This window comes from Tessaracoccus sp. OS52 (assembly GCF_020687685.1).
Classification (GTDB): domain Bacteria; phylum Actinomycetota; class Actinomycetes; order Propionibacteriales; family Propionibacteriaceae; genus Arachnia.
This window is the reverse complement of the sequence record NZ_JAJEWM010000003.1, coordinates 22,547-36,648: the sequence shown is the minus strand read 5'-3', so window position 1 is coordinate 36,648 and position 14,102 is coordinate 22,547. Positions and strand designations below refer to the sequence as shown.

Here is a 14,102-nt window from a genome sequence, read left to right as displayed (position 1 = left end):
CAGGCGCTGCGGTTGGTCGACCACCGCCTCGCATCAATACTACTGCCTAGTTTCCGGAATTGCAATTCGCGTGTCAAGTCGCTACTGTTTCGGTCATGGACGAGGACATCTTCGGTGATCTGATCGCTGCGAACCAGCGCTACGCGAGGTCCGGACCTCGCCCCTTCGACGGCATCGCTCACGCCGGGATCGCCGTCGTGACCTGCATGGACTCACGCCTGGAGCCCTTGGCGATGGTGGGCCTGACTCTGGGCGACGCCAAGATCATGCGCACCCCTGGGGGCCATGTCACCGCGGACGCGCTCACCGGATGCGTGCTAGCCGCACACCTTCTCAACGTGGACCGCATCCTGATCGTCCAACACACCAGCTGTGCCGTGGCAAGCGGCGACGACGATGCGATCCGCCGCCGCGTTTCGGAGACGACCGGTGCCGACCTCGGCAACCTGCCCATCGGCGCGGACCCGGACCAGCGTGGCCGGATCCATGCCGATGTCGCACTGCTGCGACAGCACCCCCTGCTCGCTGACCGGGTCAGGGTCGGCGGCTTCATCTACGACGTTGAGACCAGCCTCCTGGAACAGATCACATGAGCGCCCCCCCTGCTCAGGGCGGCTCCACCGAGGCTTCCGCAGGGACCGCTCGTCTTCCGATGCCAGCACTGCTGGTCTTGGAGGACGGGCGGTTCTTCTGCGGCACGTCGTTCGGCGCCACTGGAGAAACCTTCGGGGAGGCCGTCTTCTCCACAGGCATGACGGGCTACCAGGAGACCCTCACCGATCCCAGCTACCACCGCCAGGTCCTGATCGCGACGGCCCCCCACATCGGCAACACCGGATGGAACGACCAGGACAATGAGTCGCGCAGGATCTGGGTGGCCGGTTACGTGGTCCGCGACCCCTCACGGACACACTCGAGTTGGCGCGCCAACGGCTCCCTGCATGACGAACTGCGTCGGCAAGGGATCGTTGGCATCGCCGACCTCGACACGCGGGCGCTGACGCGTCACATCCGTGACAACGGCGCGATGCGGGTGGGCGTCTCCACCATCGAGACCGACCCTCGGCAACTGCTTGCGCGGGTGCTGGAGACGCAGCCCATGCTGGGGGCGGACCTCGTGGCCGATGTCACCGTCGCTTCGAAGCAGGTCGTCCCGGCAGTGGGCAGGAAGCGCTTCACAGTCGCCGCGGTCGATCTCGGCATCAAGGACATGACTCCCACCCGGCTCGCCCAGCGAGGAATCGAGGTGCACGTCCTGCCTGCTGCGAGCACCCTCTACGACATCACCGCGGTGGGTCCCGATGGGGTCTTCTTCTCCAACGGGCCGGGCGACCCGGCGGCAGCCGGGCGTGCGGTGGACCTTCTCACCGAGATTCTGGATGCGGGGCTGCCCTACTTCGGGATTTGCTTCGGCAACCAGATCTTCGGTCGTGCACTTGGCTTCGGCACCTACAAGCTGAAGTACGGCCATCGCGGCATCAACCAGCCGGTGATGGACCTGGCCAGGGGCACGGTCGAGATCACCGCCCAGAACCACGGCTTCGCCGTAGATGCCCCCCTTGGCCAGTCCGTATCCACCCGCTGGGGAACTGCACGAGTTACCCACGTCTGTCTCAACGACGATGTGGTCGAGGGCCTGGAGTTGCGTAACGATTCCGGCCGACTGACTGCTTTCGCTGTTCAGTATCACCCGGAGGCAGCCGCCGGACCGCACGACGCCGACTACCTGTTCGACCGCTTCGTCGACGTCATGGCCGGAAAGGACGACTGATGCCCCGTCGCACCGACATCTCCTCGATCATGGTGATCGGCTCCGGCCCCATCGTCATCGGGCAGGCGTGCGAGTTCGACTACTCCGGCACGCAGGCCTGCCGCGTGTTGCGCGAGGAGGGGTTCCGGGTGATCCTGGTCAACTCCAACCCGGCCACCATCATGACCGACCCCGAGTACGCTGACGCCACCTACATCGAACCGATCAGGCCCGAGTACCTCGAACAGATCATCGCCACCGAGCGTCCAGACGCGCTGCTCGCGACGCTTGGAGGCCAGACCGCCCTTAACGCCGCCATGACCCTGTTCAAGAACGGGGTGCTCGACCGCTACGACGTCGAACTCATCGGCGCCTCCGTCGACGCCATCGAAAAGGCGGAGAACAGGCTGGAGTTCAACCAGATCGTCACCTCACTCAAGGTGCCCGGCGCTGACGCCGGCGTGGCACGCTCGCGTATCTGCCACGACATGGACGAAGTCCTCGCCGCCGCGGGGATCCTCGGATACCCCATCGTGGTCCGGCCGAGCTTCACCATGGGCGGGCTCGGCTCCGGCATCGCCTACAACGAGGAGGAACTGATCCGGATCGCCGGGGCAGGCCTTTCGGCGTCGCCGGTCACCGAGGTGCTGATCGAGGAGTCGATCATCGGCTGGAAAGAGTTCGAACTCGAAGTCATGCGCGACGGATCGGACAACGTCGTGATCGTGTGCTCCATCGAGAACCTAGACCCCATGGGCGTGCACACCGGGGACTCCATCACAGTGGCCCCCGCCATGACGCTCACAGACAGGGAGTACCAGGCCATGCGCGATGTGGCCATCGCGGTAACCAGGGCGGTCGGCGTCGAAACTGGCGGCTGCAACGTCCAGTTCGCACTCAACCCTGTCGACGGGCGGCTGATAGTGGTGGAGATGAACCCGCGGGTCTCCCGATCCTCGGCGCTGGCCTCGAAGGCCACCGGCTTCCCGATCGCGAAGATCGCAGCGAAGGTGGCGGTGGGCTACACCCTCGACGAGATCCCCAACGACATCACCGGCGAGACGCCCGCCTCGTTCGAACCGTCGCTGGATTACGTCGTGGTCAAGTGCCCGCGCTTCGCGTTCGAGAAGTTCCCCACCGCTGACAGCACCCTCACCACGCACATGAAGTCAGTGGGCGAGGCCATGGCCATCGGCCGATGCTTCACCGAAGCGCTCGGCAAGGCTCTGCGCTCACTGGAGGACCCAGCGGCACTCTTCGACTTCACCCGCCCGATCATCGAGAGCGTGGACGAGCTGCTGCGCCGCATCGCCCGACCGCACGACCACCGCCTGGCCTTCATGATGCAGGCGCTTCGCGCCGGCGCCACCTCGGCACAGGTGGTAGAAGCAACCCGCATCGATCCGTGGTTCGTCGACCAGCTCCAGCTGATCCGCGAGACGGCCGACCAGGTGTGCTCGGCCCCAGAGCTTACGGGCGGTCTCATGCGGCTCGCCAAGCGACACGGCCTCTCCGACGATCAGATCGCCGACCTGCGCAATCTCAGCCCTGACGTGGTCCGTGGCCTCCGCTGGGCGTTCGGCATCCGGCCCGTGTACAAGACGGTCGATACCTGTGCCGCCGAGTTCGCCGCCCGGACGCCGTACCACTACTCCAGCTACGACGAGGAGACCGAGGTCGAGCCCCGGACCCGGCCCGCCGTCATCATCCTGGGCAGCGGTCCCAACCGGATCGGGCAAGGCATCGAGTTCGACTACTCGTGTGTGCACGCGGCCATGGCGTTGCGGGACGCCGGCTACGAGACGGTGATGGTCAACTGCAACCCCGAGACGGTCTCGACCGACTACGACACCACCGACCGGCTGTACTTCGAACCCCTGACGCTGGAGGACGTGCTAGAGGTGGTCCATGCCGAGCTCGCGGCCGGGCCCGTGGCGGGCGTCATCGTGCAGCTGGGCGGGCAGACGCCGCTCAAGCTCGCACAGGCGCTCAAAGACCGTGGAGTCCACATCGTGGGCACGTCGCCAGAGGCCATCCACCTGGCTGAGGATCGCGGAGAATTCGGCGCCCTCCTCAGCTCCGCGGGCCTGCTGTCCCCCCAGCACGGCACGGCCGTCTCCGCCGGACAGGCGCTGGCGGTCGCCCACACGATCGGTTACCCCGTGCTGGTTCGTCCCAGCTACGTGCTGGGCGGGCGCGGCATGGAGATCGTCTACGACGACGCCTCATTGGCGAGCTACATCCAGCGCGCAACCGAGATCGACCCCTCGCACCCCGTGCTCGTGGACCGGTTTCTCGACGACGCGATCGAGATCGACATCGATGCGCTCTACGACGGGGCGGAGCTTTACATCGGCGGCGTGATGGAACACATCGAGGAGGCCGGCATCCACTCCGGCGACTCGGCGTGCACCCTTCCTCCGATTACCCTCGGTACCGAGACCATCGACCAGATTCGCAGCTCCACCGAGATCATCGCCAAACGGATCGGGGTGAAGGGCCTGATCAACATTCAGTACGCGCTGCTCGGCGATGTGCTCTACGTGCTTGAGGCCAACCCGCGGTCGTCGCGGACCGTGCCCTTCGTCTCGAAAGCCACCGGCACGCCGCTGGCCAAGGCCGCAGCCCGCATCTCACTCGGCGCGATGATCGCCGAACTCCGCTCAGACGGAATGCTTCGCTCCGGGGGAGACGGCGCGACGGCGCTCGAGTCGGCACCGATCGCCGTGAAGGAAGCAGTGTTGCCCTTCAACCGGTTCCGCAGCCCCGAGGGCGTCGGCGTCGATCCGCTGCTCGGCCCGGAGATGAGATCCACAGGCGAGGTCATGGGGCTTGATGCGGCCTTTGGCACCGCCTTCGCCAAGAGCCAGGCCGCGTCGTTCTCCGCTCTTCCCACGAGTGGGACGGTGTTCGTCTCGGTGGCGAATCGCGACAAGCGGCACGCGATCTTCCCGATCAAGCGGCTCGCCGACCTCGGGTTCCGGATCCTGGCCACAGAGGGCACGGCACAGGTGCTGCGCCGTCACGATGTTGCGGTCACTGTGCTCCGGAAGGCGTCGCAAGGTACAGGTCCCAACGGTGAGCCGACGGTGGTGCAGGCCATCGCGGCAGGCGAGATCGACCTCGTGGTCAACACGCCGCACGGCCACTCGCTCCATGGCAGCCCCCGACAGGACGGCTGGGAGATTCGCGGCGCGGCCATCCGCGCCGGCGTGCCTTGCGTGACCACGACCCAGGCCCTCGCGGCGTGCGTGCAGGGCGTCGAATCCCTGCGCCAAGGAACCCCGGGGGTGCGTTCGCTGCAGTCCTGGAACGCCGCGATTCGAGCTGATCTCCACCGATCCGTGCCCCCTGGAGTGGGCCACAGCCCCAAGGCCACACAAGAGGCGGAGTTGCGCACCGTCGCTCCCGACGACCACTGTACTGTGCGTGGCTGAGCCGACACCCTCGTCGACACTCCCTCTTTCATGAGGCGGCTTGAGAGACCCGCTTGCTGGGCTGGCTGGTCGCGATTTCGGTGCTGGCCGGGTGGGCTGTTTGCCGGCTGACGCTGCCGGGCAACGGCTGTGCAGGTTGGGTCGATGGGGTCCACGGATCGTGTGGCTGGAGCCAGCGGCGGGGTGTCTGGGTCTTGTGTGGGGGCCGGGGTGGCGTGCTTGTGTGGACGACGCTCAATAAGTGGTCAGTTTCACAGGGGGCGTTGACAGGACTCCGGAGCTGAGGTCTCTGGTGCCAGTCCTTCTTCGCGTACTGGGTGCAGAACACGGTGGAGACGGCGTCGTAGCGGCGTTCGAGGAGTCCCAGCAGCATGCTGCGGGTGCTGTCGTCGGGTGGGTCGACGAGCCATTCGTCGATCACGAGCAGCGTGAACGCGGCGTATTTGCGGAGGAATTTCTCCTTCCCGGCGGGCCGGTCCCGGGCTGAGGCCCAGGCTTCTTCGAGGTCGGGCATGCGTATGTAGTGCGCCCGGTACCGGTGTTGGCAGGCCTGTTTCGCCAGCGCGGAGCCGAGGTAGGACTTCCCGGATCCGGTGAAGCCTTGGAACACGACGTTCTGCTGTCGGGTGATGAAGGTGCAGGTGCCGAGTTGGGCGACAGCGTGTTCTCCCCGACCCGGCCCGCCCACTGGCGGACCCCACTGGGCCGCGTCCCATTGCCGGTAGCGCGGCCCCTCGGGCAGATCGGCGTCGTGTGTGCGGTACTGGTTGAACACCCCAGGTGGTGCGAGCAGGTGGCTGGTCAGCCGCGTGTGACCGTTGAACACCTCGAGCATCGTGTCGGTGACCCGCAGGTCAACGCTGCCACCGATGCGGGTGTAGGGGACGGAGTAGAAGCTCTTCTCCCACACGACGTGCCCATTCTTCTGGACTCGACGTCCGTAGATCCAGCGGCTGATCTCGAACCCGACCGCTGGCAGCGGCCGCAGCAGCGGCTTCTCCTCCACTTCGAACACACTCAGCCGGGAGCCTGGGCGTTTCTGGAAGGGTTCGCGGTTGTAGGCCTCGACCCGCTGGTAGATCGCGGCGCGGAGCTCGGGCAGGGTCGCGAAGCGGCGGTCCCGGAGCCCGGCGATCACCCACGTCGCGACAGGCGCGACCGTGTTCTCGACGCTCGCCTTGTCCTTCTGATCCCGAGTTCGGGACAAGAAGGACTATCCCGAGGATTATGTTATCCCGAGCGTTGGTCGTCACGCCTTGTCAGCGTCCGCAGGGACAGGGGGTTTCTCGGGATAACGGCGCCCTGCCTATGTTCCGCATCTCATGAATCCCAGTCGCTTCAGTCATGAAAGCGCGAGGCCTGCTGGGCACTGGCTCAACAAGCGAGCGGGCGCCGTCTGTTGTCCGGTCAGGGATGACGTGCTTAGCGTGGTTGGCTCCGGTCAGCCTCCGAAGAGTCTTCCCCAGCCGGGAATCTCAAGGTTGGAGAGTTGTTCCCCGAAGCCAGTGATGTCTTCTCCCAATCCGCCGACCTGCTCGGATGCCCCGGCAGCGACGCCGCTCACCCCGTCAGCCAGGTCAGTGGCCCCGGGGGTGAGATCCTCGAGACCGCTGGTGAAGCCTTCCACGCTGACCAACCCGGCAAGGGCATCGAAATCGATACCGACGTTGACGGCTTCAGCGAGGAGCGGGGCGGCGATGGCGCTAACTGCCGCACCGCCGGCGACGGCGATCAGGAGTCCACCTCCCGCACTGGCAGCGGCCACCCCGACCCTCTGCCCGGTCGTGGCGGCGCCGGGTCGAGGGATGCGGGCGAGGATACCGGCCAGAAAGCCGGGCTGAGCAGCCTCGGCACGGGTGGCGGTGCGGGCAAGATCGGCCGGTTGCGATGTGCGCGGCTGCTCCCCAAGGGGTAATTCGGTGCGCAGTCGCGCGTGGAGTTGGTCCCGCTCTGCGGGAGTGAGGCGTGCGAACGCGTCTGCGTGGATCCGCTCAAGCTGGACGGGTTCGGCGGTGCGCAGCAGGTACTCGTAGCGGGCCACAGCGGCACGGTCGGCCGCCTGGTGATCCGGCGGCGATGGGGTCAGTCCGACCGATCCCGAGGGTGCTGACTGGGTGGCGGCGGGCGGCGTGAACGGCGGCTGGGCTGGTTCCGCTGCCGTGTTACCGATGAGTGCGTCCACTGTGCCCCGCAGCGTGCTTCTCCAGTCTCGGGGTTCGCTGCCGGGGGTCGGCGCTGGGGAGGGGGTCTTGTTGCGGGCCTGGGAAGCCAGGCTGGTGAGGAGGTCGAACAACTTCATTAGCGTTCCCTTCGGGGTGGGCGGTGATGTGGATAACGGCGGGTCGGTTGAGCTCGGGTCATGGCGCGTCTCGGCCGGTGGGCGTTGGGCATCGTCAGCAGTTTCGGCCAACCACCCTTCAGTCTGGCGGTCGGGTGTACCTCCTCTGACTGGCTGAGGGATCGGGTGTAGCGCCGCCGCGGGTGTTTCCCTGATCGCAGCGGGCCGGCGTTACGGTCAGTCGCCGGAGCGATCGTTCCGGCTCCCCGCGAGCACAAGTACACGGCGGCGGAAGACCGGCTCGACCGCGCCCAGCTCCTCGTCGGTGGCGATCCGGAACGCCCCTGCAGCCTCGGCCTGCACTTCGCGTCGGCCTTGGCCGCGGGTGGCTCGCAGGCTGGCGACAATGGACACCGTGATGATGGTCGCGACGACGGCGAGGCTGATCGTGGTCGGGATGTAGAGCACATCCAGGAGCAGCATCTTGATGCCCACCCAGATCAGGACGAACGAGAGTCCGATCTTGAGGTAGACGAACCGGTGGATCAGGTCAGCGAGGAGGAAGTACATGGCTCGCAGGCCGAGGATCGCGAACGCGTTGGCGGTGAAGACGAGGAACGGTTCGCTGGTCACGGCGAAGATCGCCGGGATCGAGTCGACGGCGAAGATGATGTCAGTGATCTCCACCAGCACCAGCACCGCGAGCAGCGGCGTCGCCACTACTAGTCCTGCCTTGCGGATCAGGAACTTCTGCCCGTGGTACGCGTCTGTCATCGGCACAAACCGGCGGAACAGCTTGAGGATGCGGGACTTCTCGGGGTGGACGTGCTCGTTGCGTGAGCGGAACATTCGCCACCCGGTGTAGATCAGGAACGCGGCGAATACGTAGAGGATCCAGGAAAAGTTCTCAATCAGCGCAGCGCCGGCGGCGATGAAGATTCCGCGGAAGATCAGCGCGCCGAGGACGCCGAGGAACAGCACTCGGTGCTGAAACTCGCGCGGGACCGCGAACGCGGCGAAGATGATAGCCCAGATGAACACGTTGTCCACGGCGAGGGATTTCTCGATCAGGTATCCGGCGAAATACTGCTGCCCGAATTCCGCCCCCCACAACGTCCACACCAGCACACCGAACGCGACACCGATCGTCACCCACACGATCGACCAGACGGCGGCTTCTCGCACGCCGATCACGTGGGCTGTGCGGTGGGCGATCAGGTCCACGGCGAGCATCACCAGGATCACACCTAGGACGGCGAACCACGCCCACCAAGGAACATTCATGACAAAGACCTCCACGAGTTTCGTGAAGGTCTCATCGGCCTTGTGGGCCCTGCGCACCGGATCCCGAGGTGGGGACCGTGTTGACGATGCGGAGCGAGGATTACTCCCCTTCTTGCCCCAGGAAACAGGAGAAGTGTCTCCACGTCAAGTCAGCGTCGCTCGTCGGAGATGTCAGTCGCGAGAAGCTGATCATGGTGGGCTGTAACTTGACAGACGTACCAGAATTCGTGAATGATGAATCGCATGCGTAGAGTGACCGCCGACCGGTTGGCCCGCCTGACGGGAGCCAGGCTGGTCGGCGACCCTGGCGCTCTCGTCGGCCCCGACGTGGTTATCGACTCACGCGCATGCTCCCCCGGCGCCCTCTTTGTCGCTCTGCCGGGGGAGCGGGCCGATGGTCACGACTTCGTTGAGGGGGCGGTCGCGGCTGGCGCCGCGGCCGTCCTCGTGCGCAAGGAACTCCCCATGGCGGTCCCGCAACTTGTGGTGCCCGACCCGCTGGCCGGGCTGACCGCCCTGGCAACGGCGCTTGTGGAGGAAGCCGTCGCGGCCGGACTGGTCACCGTCGGCATCACCGGGTCGTCAGGCAAGACCAGTACCAAGGACTTACTGGCCCAGGTGCTGGCGACCGCCGGCCCCACGGTCGCCCCTGTCGGCTCGTTGAACAACGAGCTCGGGGTGCCGCTGACTGCCACCAGGGTGGATGCGGCCACACGGTTCCTGGTCAGCGAGATGGGAGCCCGCGGCAGAGGTCACATTGCCTCCTTGTGCCCGATTGTGACGCCTCACGTTGGCATTGTGCTCAACGTCGGCCACGCTCACCTCGGCCAGTTCGGGTCGGTAGCGGCGATCGCGAAGGCAAAGGGCGAACTCGTGGAGGCGCTGCCCGCAGAAGGCTGGGCGGTCCTGAACGCCGACGACCCGCTCGTCTCAGCGATGGCCGGACGCACCGGCGCCCGCATCGCCACCTTTGCCGTCGGTGCTGCGCCCGGGTGGGGGGACCTGCGGGTCTGGGCCGAGCAGGTCGGGGCCTCTGACAGGCAACGGCCCACCTTCATGCTCCACGCCAGCGGCGCAGCCAGAGGGTCTGCCCCGGTGGCGTTGCAGGCGACCGGAGCCCATCAGGTGGGCAATGCGCTGGCCGCAGCCGTGGCGGCGCTGGGGCAGGGCCTGGACGTTTCCACGGTTGCCCTGGCTCTTGGCAACGCCACCGCCCGCTCGCACTGGCGGATGGAACTCAGCTCCCGTCCGGACGGGGCGCTGGTGGTTAACGACGCCTACAACGCCAATCCCGACTCCATGACCGCGGCACTGCGCACCCTCGCCTCGTTGCGTAGACCCGGCGGGCGCCTCCTCGCGGTGCTGGGCGACATGCTGGAACTCGGCCCCGGGGCCGCCGCGGCGCACGTCGAGGTCGGGGCGCTTGCCGCAGCGCTCGGCGTGGACCGGTTGATCGCGATCGGCGCCCATGCCGACGACCTGGTCTCCGGAGCCGGTGGCGTGGAGAGCACCGTGGCATCGGACAGGGCCGCCGCCGCTGCTACCGCCGCCGCCTGGTTGAGTCCTGCGGACGTCGTGCTGGTCAAGGGGTCAAGGGGTTTGGCTCTGGAGAACGTGGCCGAACGACTGTCCGCACCCCACAGGGGGTAATCGACGAGGAGCCAGAGCCATCAGCTTGCTGCTGGCCTTTACCCTCAAACACCTGGCCGGTTCTAGGGCTGTGTGGCCTGCGACTGCTGCGCGACCACGGATATGAGACGGGCAACACCGCTCACCCAGGCCCGAGAAGATTGAGGGATGGTCGCGCGGCTCACGCGTGAAGTAGGCCGCAGCCGCCCAGCAGAACCCCTTCGGATCCTTCCGGGGGCATTCCCTGCACCGTCGGGGGGCCGCGGCCGGCGCACCTCTCGCCGGGCAAGCCTCAGCCGGGGTAGCGGTGCTCGAGGGCAGCCAGGAGCCGACGCCGGGCGGCCTCAACGTTCTCCCGCCGAGCGGTGGTCATTTCGGCCTCGACCTGCTCGACTTCGGCGGCGAGGCGTTCATCGCGGAATACGCCCCGGATCCAGCGGGAGAAGTCATGGGCCTCGGCGTGGTGAGCGATGACGTCGGCCTCGCAGACGTCCAACTCACTGTGGAAGTCGCGTAGATTTGCAGCCTCGTGACCGGAGGTTGACTCCCGGCTGCGGCGAAACACGAACCGCCGATGGACCGGTAGGTCCGCCGTCGCGTACTTGTGCCAGTGGCGCTCGTGAGTGGTACGCCGGTGGCCGACTATGAAGGGGCGCAGCACTCCGGGCTCGCTGGCGCGCACGAGCAGGCCAGCCCCGGTGGGGAGGGCGGAGAATGCGGCGAGGACATCGTTGACCGAGAGCCTGCTAAACGCCGTGGTGGCGGCGACGACCGCGTCCTCCGCATCAAGGGTAGTTGGCTGCAGGGACACAAGGATGTCGATGCTGTTCCGAGCCTCAGCACTGAGTTCGGTGGGGTGATAGGTGATCATGCAGTGGCCCTTGCGGTCCGGTGCGAACAGGTGTGGAGTCTTGCTCTCTTGGCCGAGAGATTCGTGGGCCTCGTCGATCAGCACCCAGTGGGGCAGGCCGCGGTCGCTGCGCAGATCGGCGAGCCGGGGCGGTGTTTCCTGGTACCACGTGTGCCTTTCTTTCCCGGTGAGCTGGGACAGGTCGGCGATGATGCTTGTGCCATGGTGACTCAACAGGGTGCGTATGAGCCCGGTCCTGGGACCGGGCTCGTGCCCACCCAGATGAACGACGTTGGGCAGGGCGCCCAGACTGGTGTGGTCCCCCTCGACATCGATGACGACCACGGCGTAGGCGAGACGGATGAGTTGCTCGGCGATGAGCCCGGCCAGAAAGGACTTCCCGGCACGGGTGCCACCCGTCACAAGAATGTTGACCTGGGAGGCCGGAATAGTGGCAGGGGTGGCGTCGAGGTAGGTGCCGAGCGAGATCTGCCAGCGTTCGGGGTGCACGTGGGAGCGCCCGGCCAGGACGTCACCGCGCAGGATCTCGATCACCCCTTTGCCGGCCGGGGCAAGTGTGACGATGTCGGCGCGGCGCTTGAGAGACTCGACGGCGTTGGCGACGGCGACGCCAATCTCGCAGCGCGCGAGCATGGTGTGGTCGTTCTCCGCGTCGCCAATGGCGATAGTGGAGTGTCGGGACAGGCCCAGGTTGTCGAGGGCGGCGTCCAGTCCGGTTCCCTTGGTGACGCCGGCCGGCACGATCATCAGGGCGCCGCGGTTGCGCGTGAGTTGGTAGTCGGCTCCGAGCCGACGGACCTCCTCCAGAACGAGGTGGTCGTGGGTCGCCGAGCAGCCCAGGAGTACCTGCCCGCGGTCGACCCGGACCCCGCGGCCCGTGAGTGCGTCGGCCAGCGCTGGGTCGATCGGCTGAGCCAGCACCTGCGACCCCGCCCTGGTGTGGAGCACCGCGCCGTTTTCGGCGACGATTGCGTCGAACCAGTTGTCCACATCGGCGAAGCCGGCCCGCAGGTGACGCAGTGTGCGGCCGGTGACGAGCACGAGGCGGCGCCCGCGGGCGCGCGCCTCGGCCAGGGCAGCGAGCACGGCCGAGGAGGGTTGCTCACCGTCTGTCAGAGTGCCGTCGAAGTCAAGTGCGATAGCGCGGAAGTAGTCAGGCATGGCCTAACCCCCAGGGTGGCGAAGGTCTTCGTTCGCGGGGGGGATTTCCCTCGCACGCTACATTCTTCACGAATCGTGCTTCGCATGTCAACCGTACGAATGATCACGGGGCCACCAGCCCTCGAGGCGCAATGGCGCGATCGTCGAGCGATACGACATCCCGCACGCGGCGCTGGGGCTCGCGGGACTTTCACTCGGAATCAGGGACGCAATTCGATACGACGACCTTGCGATGGGCACCCGGGTGCCGCTCCTGTCGTGCGCTTGTAGCGCCTACGACCGCCGGGTGGTCGCAGACGTCTCACGCGATGCGGACTCCGTCTGTCTGTCACGACCATCGGCTGAGCTGAGTCAGGCTCGGGCGGTCGACCAGGGATCCTTTGAGTATGTCGCTTGACTTGGGCCCACCAGGGCGTTTGAAGTGACCATCGGCCTGCGGGTGAACTGACGCCCTCCTGTGTCGGCGTCCCTTCGTGGCAACTGCGGTCGTCCGCCTTGGGGGAGGACGGGCTGTCGATAACGGCAAAGGAGCACATCACGCTACCGGGCGTCACGTGGTGCTCACGGGCAGCCGTGGCGTGGTCAGGTGGCGCGAGGGTGGCAGGGGCTTAGGGCCCCCGTGGTGTCCGAAGCTGTCCACCGGCTGCGGTCGGCAAGCGTTATGCGGGGTGACTGGCTCGTCTGGCTGATGACAGGAGGCCGCGATGCAGCGCGAGATGCGACGCCGGGGTGGGGGGTTCGGCTTCGACGAGGACCGGGTTCAAGTCTTCGACGCGGCGGGCACCTTCGTGCCGGGGCCAGCACCCGACGTCCGGGGCGAGAGGGTGTTGGCCGTGAGGGTCGTCGCGGTCAACGAGGAGGTCGTGTCCGCGCGTGACATCGCGGCGGGGGTTGCCGATGATGCCGTCCAGATCCTGCGCCTGCACGCCACGTCACTTGGTGGCCGGATCGCGGCCTTGGTGTCGTCGGTCGCAGGCAGCGACGCCGCGGGGGTTCGAACGCTCGCGGCCTTTCCATCGACTTGCTGGCAGGGCGGCGGTGAACCGTGAGGCTCTCGGCGGCGATCCGTGGGTGCGAGCCGAATATGCTGAGGGACAGCCTTGGACGCGAGATCCGCGCGGGTCTCGGGTGCAGGGCTATTCCCCACGTATTCCCCACGGCAAGGTGACGAAGTGGCAATCAAGCCGCATAAGTCCTTGTCAGGGGGTCATTATCGGCTGACAGAAGAGAGCTTCAACTCCTCTCTCGCGCACAAACCTGAAACCCCAGTTGACCGGCTCAGATGCTGGTTGGCTGGGGTTCGTTTGTTTGCGGTGCCTGGTGGGCGCGGCCTTCGGTGGAACATGGATGTCTTGGCTTGGCACCCGCGGACTCGGAGTGGTCCGCCACCATGGCGGGCCCCTGCGGGTACGGTCTCGGTATGACGCAGACCCCGGATGAGCACGACGTCGATACCCGCGCGCACTTGCTGCCCGAGGAGCAGGCGGTGGGCAGTGATTCGCCGCGCGACCAGGCCGAGGCCATCCTGGAGGAGTCCCTGGAAAGAACCGAGGACCCTGAGGGCACCAGGAAGTCGTCCTCCCAGACCCCGGGCTAGGGCAGGCGGCTCGCGCCTCACGCGCCTCACGCGCCACTCGCGCCACTCGCGCCACACGCGTCATCGCCGCGCCTTCAAAGTGTGCGACTCGCCGG

The 14,102-nt window shown here is 66.7% G+C and carries 10 protein-coding genes; 6 read left to right on the top strand and 4 right to left on the bottom strand.

The genetic code is table 11. The features are described from left to right. The first annotated feature begins 95 nt into the window (after nucleotides 1–95). The 3 genes from LKO27_RS11340 to carB are packed head-to-tail and all read left to right on the top strand — an operon-like array spanning nucleotide 96 to nucleotide 5,187. Nucleotides 96–593 (top strand): carbonic anhydrase, encoded by a 498-nt coding sequence (locus tag LKO27_RS11340; RefSeq protein ID WP_076062274.1) that lies wholly within the window; start codon nucleotides 96–98, stop codon nucleotides 591–593. Nucleotides 594–652: 59 nt separating this feature from the next. Next, nucleotides 653–1,771: a glutamine-hydrolyzing carbamoyl-phosphate synthase small subunit gene (gene carA, locus LKO27_RS11335; RefSeq protein WP_227737843.1), complete on the top strand. Its 1,119-nt coding sequence runs from the start codon at nucleotides 653–655 to the stop codon at nucleotides 1,769–1,771. Beyond that, nucleotides 1,771–5,187 carry a carbamoyl-phosphate synthase large subunit gene (carB, locus tag LKO27_RS11330; protein ID WP_227737625.1) on the top strand — a complete coding sequence of 1,139 codons (3,417 nt, stop codon included), beginning with the start codon at nucleotides 1,771–1,773 and terminating at the stop codon, nucleotides 5,185–5,187. Before carA ends, carB begins: the two co-directional genes overlap by 1 nt. 28 nt (nucleotides 5,188–5,215) lie before the next feature. Here carB and LKO27_RS11325 read toward each other — a convergent pair whose 3' ends face one another. From LKO27_RS11325 to LKO27_RS11315, 3 genes are all read right to left on the bottom strand, one after another. Next, nucleotides 5,216–6,394 (bottom strand): ATP-binding protein, encoded by a 1,179-nt coding sequence (locus LKO27_RS11325; protein ID WP_227737624.1) that lies wholly within the window; start codon nucleotides 6,392–6,394, stop codon nucleotides 5,216–5,218. A gap of 234 nt (nucleotides 6,395–6,628) precedes the next feature. After that, nucleotides 6,629–7,486, bottom strand: coding sequence for a hypothetical protein (locus LKO27_RS11320; protein ID WP_076063916.1), 858 nt, complete (start codon nucleotides 7,484–7,486; stop codon nucleotides 6,629–6,631). Between the two features lie 216 nt (nucleotides 7,487–7,702). Beyond that, complete coding sequence (locus LKO27_RS11315) at nucleotides 7,703–8,806, bottom strand: TerC family protein (protein WP_227737623.1); 1,104 nt, start codon at nucleotides 8,804–8,806, stop codon at nucleotides 7,703–7,705. A 186-nt stretch (nucleotides 8,807–8,992) separates the two neighbouring features. On the opposite strand from LKO27_RS11315, the gene murF reads away from it, so the two are divergent. Then, a complete protein-coding gene (gene murF, locus LKO27_RS11310; RefSeq protein WP_227737622.1) occupies nucleotides 8,993–10,399 on the top strand; it encodes a UDP-N-acetylmuramoyl-tripeptide--D-alanyl-D-alanine ligase in 1,407 nt (468 codons plus the stop codon). 271 nt (nucleotides 10,400–10,670) lie between these two features. Here the strand turns inward: murF and LKO27_RS11305 are convergent, their stop codons facing one another. Continuing rightward, nucleotides 10,671–12,410, bottom strand: a complete 1,740-nt coding sequence (locus LKO27_RS11305) for an HAD hydrolase family protein (RefSeq protein ID WP_227737621.1) — start codon at nucleotides 12,408–12,410, stop codon at nucleotides 10,671–10,673. A gap of 704 nt (nucleotides 12,411–13,114) precedes the next feature. On the opposite strand from LKO27_RS11305, the gene LKO27_RS11300 reads away from it, so the two are divergent. Together LKO27_RS11300 and LKO27_RS11295 are read left to right on the top strand one after the other, a co-directional pair. Continuing rightward, a complete protein-coding gene (locus LKO27_RS11300) occupies nucleotides 13,115–13,459 on the top strand; it encodes a hypothetical protein (protein ID WP_227737620.1) in 345 nt (114 codons plus the stop codon). Between the two features lie 371 nt (nucleotides 13,460–13,830). Next, the gene (locus tag LKO27_RS11295) at nucleotides 13,831–14,007 is read left to right on the top strand and encodes a hypothetical protein (protein WP_227737619.1); all 177 of its coding nucleotides are present in this window, start codon (nucleotides 13,831–13,833) and stop codon (nucleotides 14,005–14,007) included. The last annotated feature ends 95 nt before the right edge of the window (nucleotides 14,008–14,102 follow it).

Bases quoted from the DNA above. Each gene is read 5' to 3' on its own strand.
- murF (WP_227737622.1), top strand. From the start codon at position 8,993: ATGCGTAGAGTGACCGCCGACCGGTTGGCCCGCCTGACGGGAGCCAGG.
- carB (WP_227737625.1), top strand. From the start codon at position 1,771: ATGCCCCGTCGCACCGACATCTCCTCGATCATGGTGATCGGCTCCGGC.
- LKO27_RS11300 (WP_227737620.1), top strand. From the start codon at position 13,115: ATGCAGCGCGAGATGCGACGCCGGGGTGGGGGGTTCGGCTTCGACGAG.
- LKO27_RS11320 (WP_076063916.1), bottom strand. From the start codon at position 7,486: ATGAAGTTGTTCGACCTCCTCACCAGCCTGGCTTCCCAGGCCCGCAAC.
- LKO27_RS11340 (WP_076062274.1), top strand. From the start codon at position 96: ATGGACGAGGACATCTTCGGTGATCTGATCGCTGCGAACCAGCGCTAC.
- carA (WP_227737843.1), top strand. From the start codon at position 653: ATGCCAGCACTGCTGGTCTTGGAGGACGGGCGGTTCTTCTGCGGCACG.
- LKO27_RS11295 (WP_227737619.1), top strand. From the start codon at position 13,831: ATGACGCAGACCCCGGATGAGCACGACGTCGATACCCGCGCGCACTTG.
- LKO27_RS11305 (WP_227737621.1), bottom strand. From the start codon at position 12,410: ATGCCTGACTACTTCCGCGCTATCGCACTTGACTTCGACGGCACTCTG.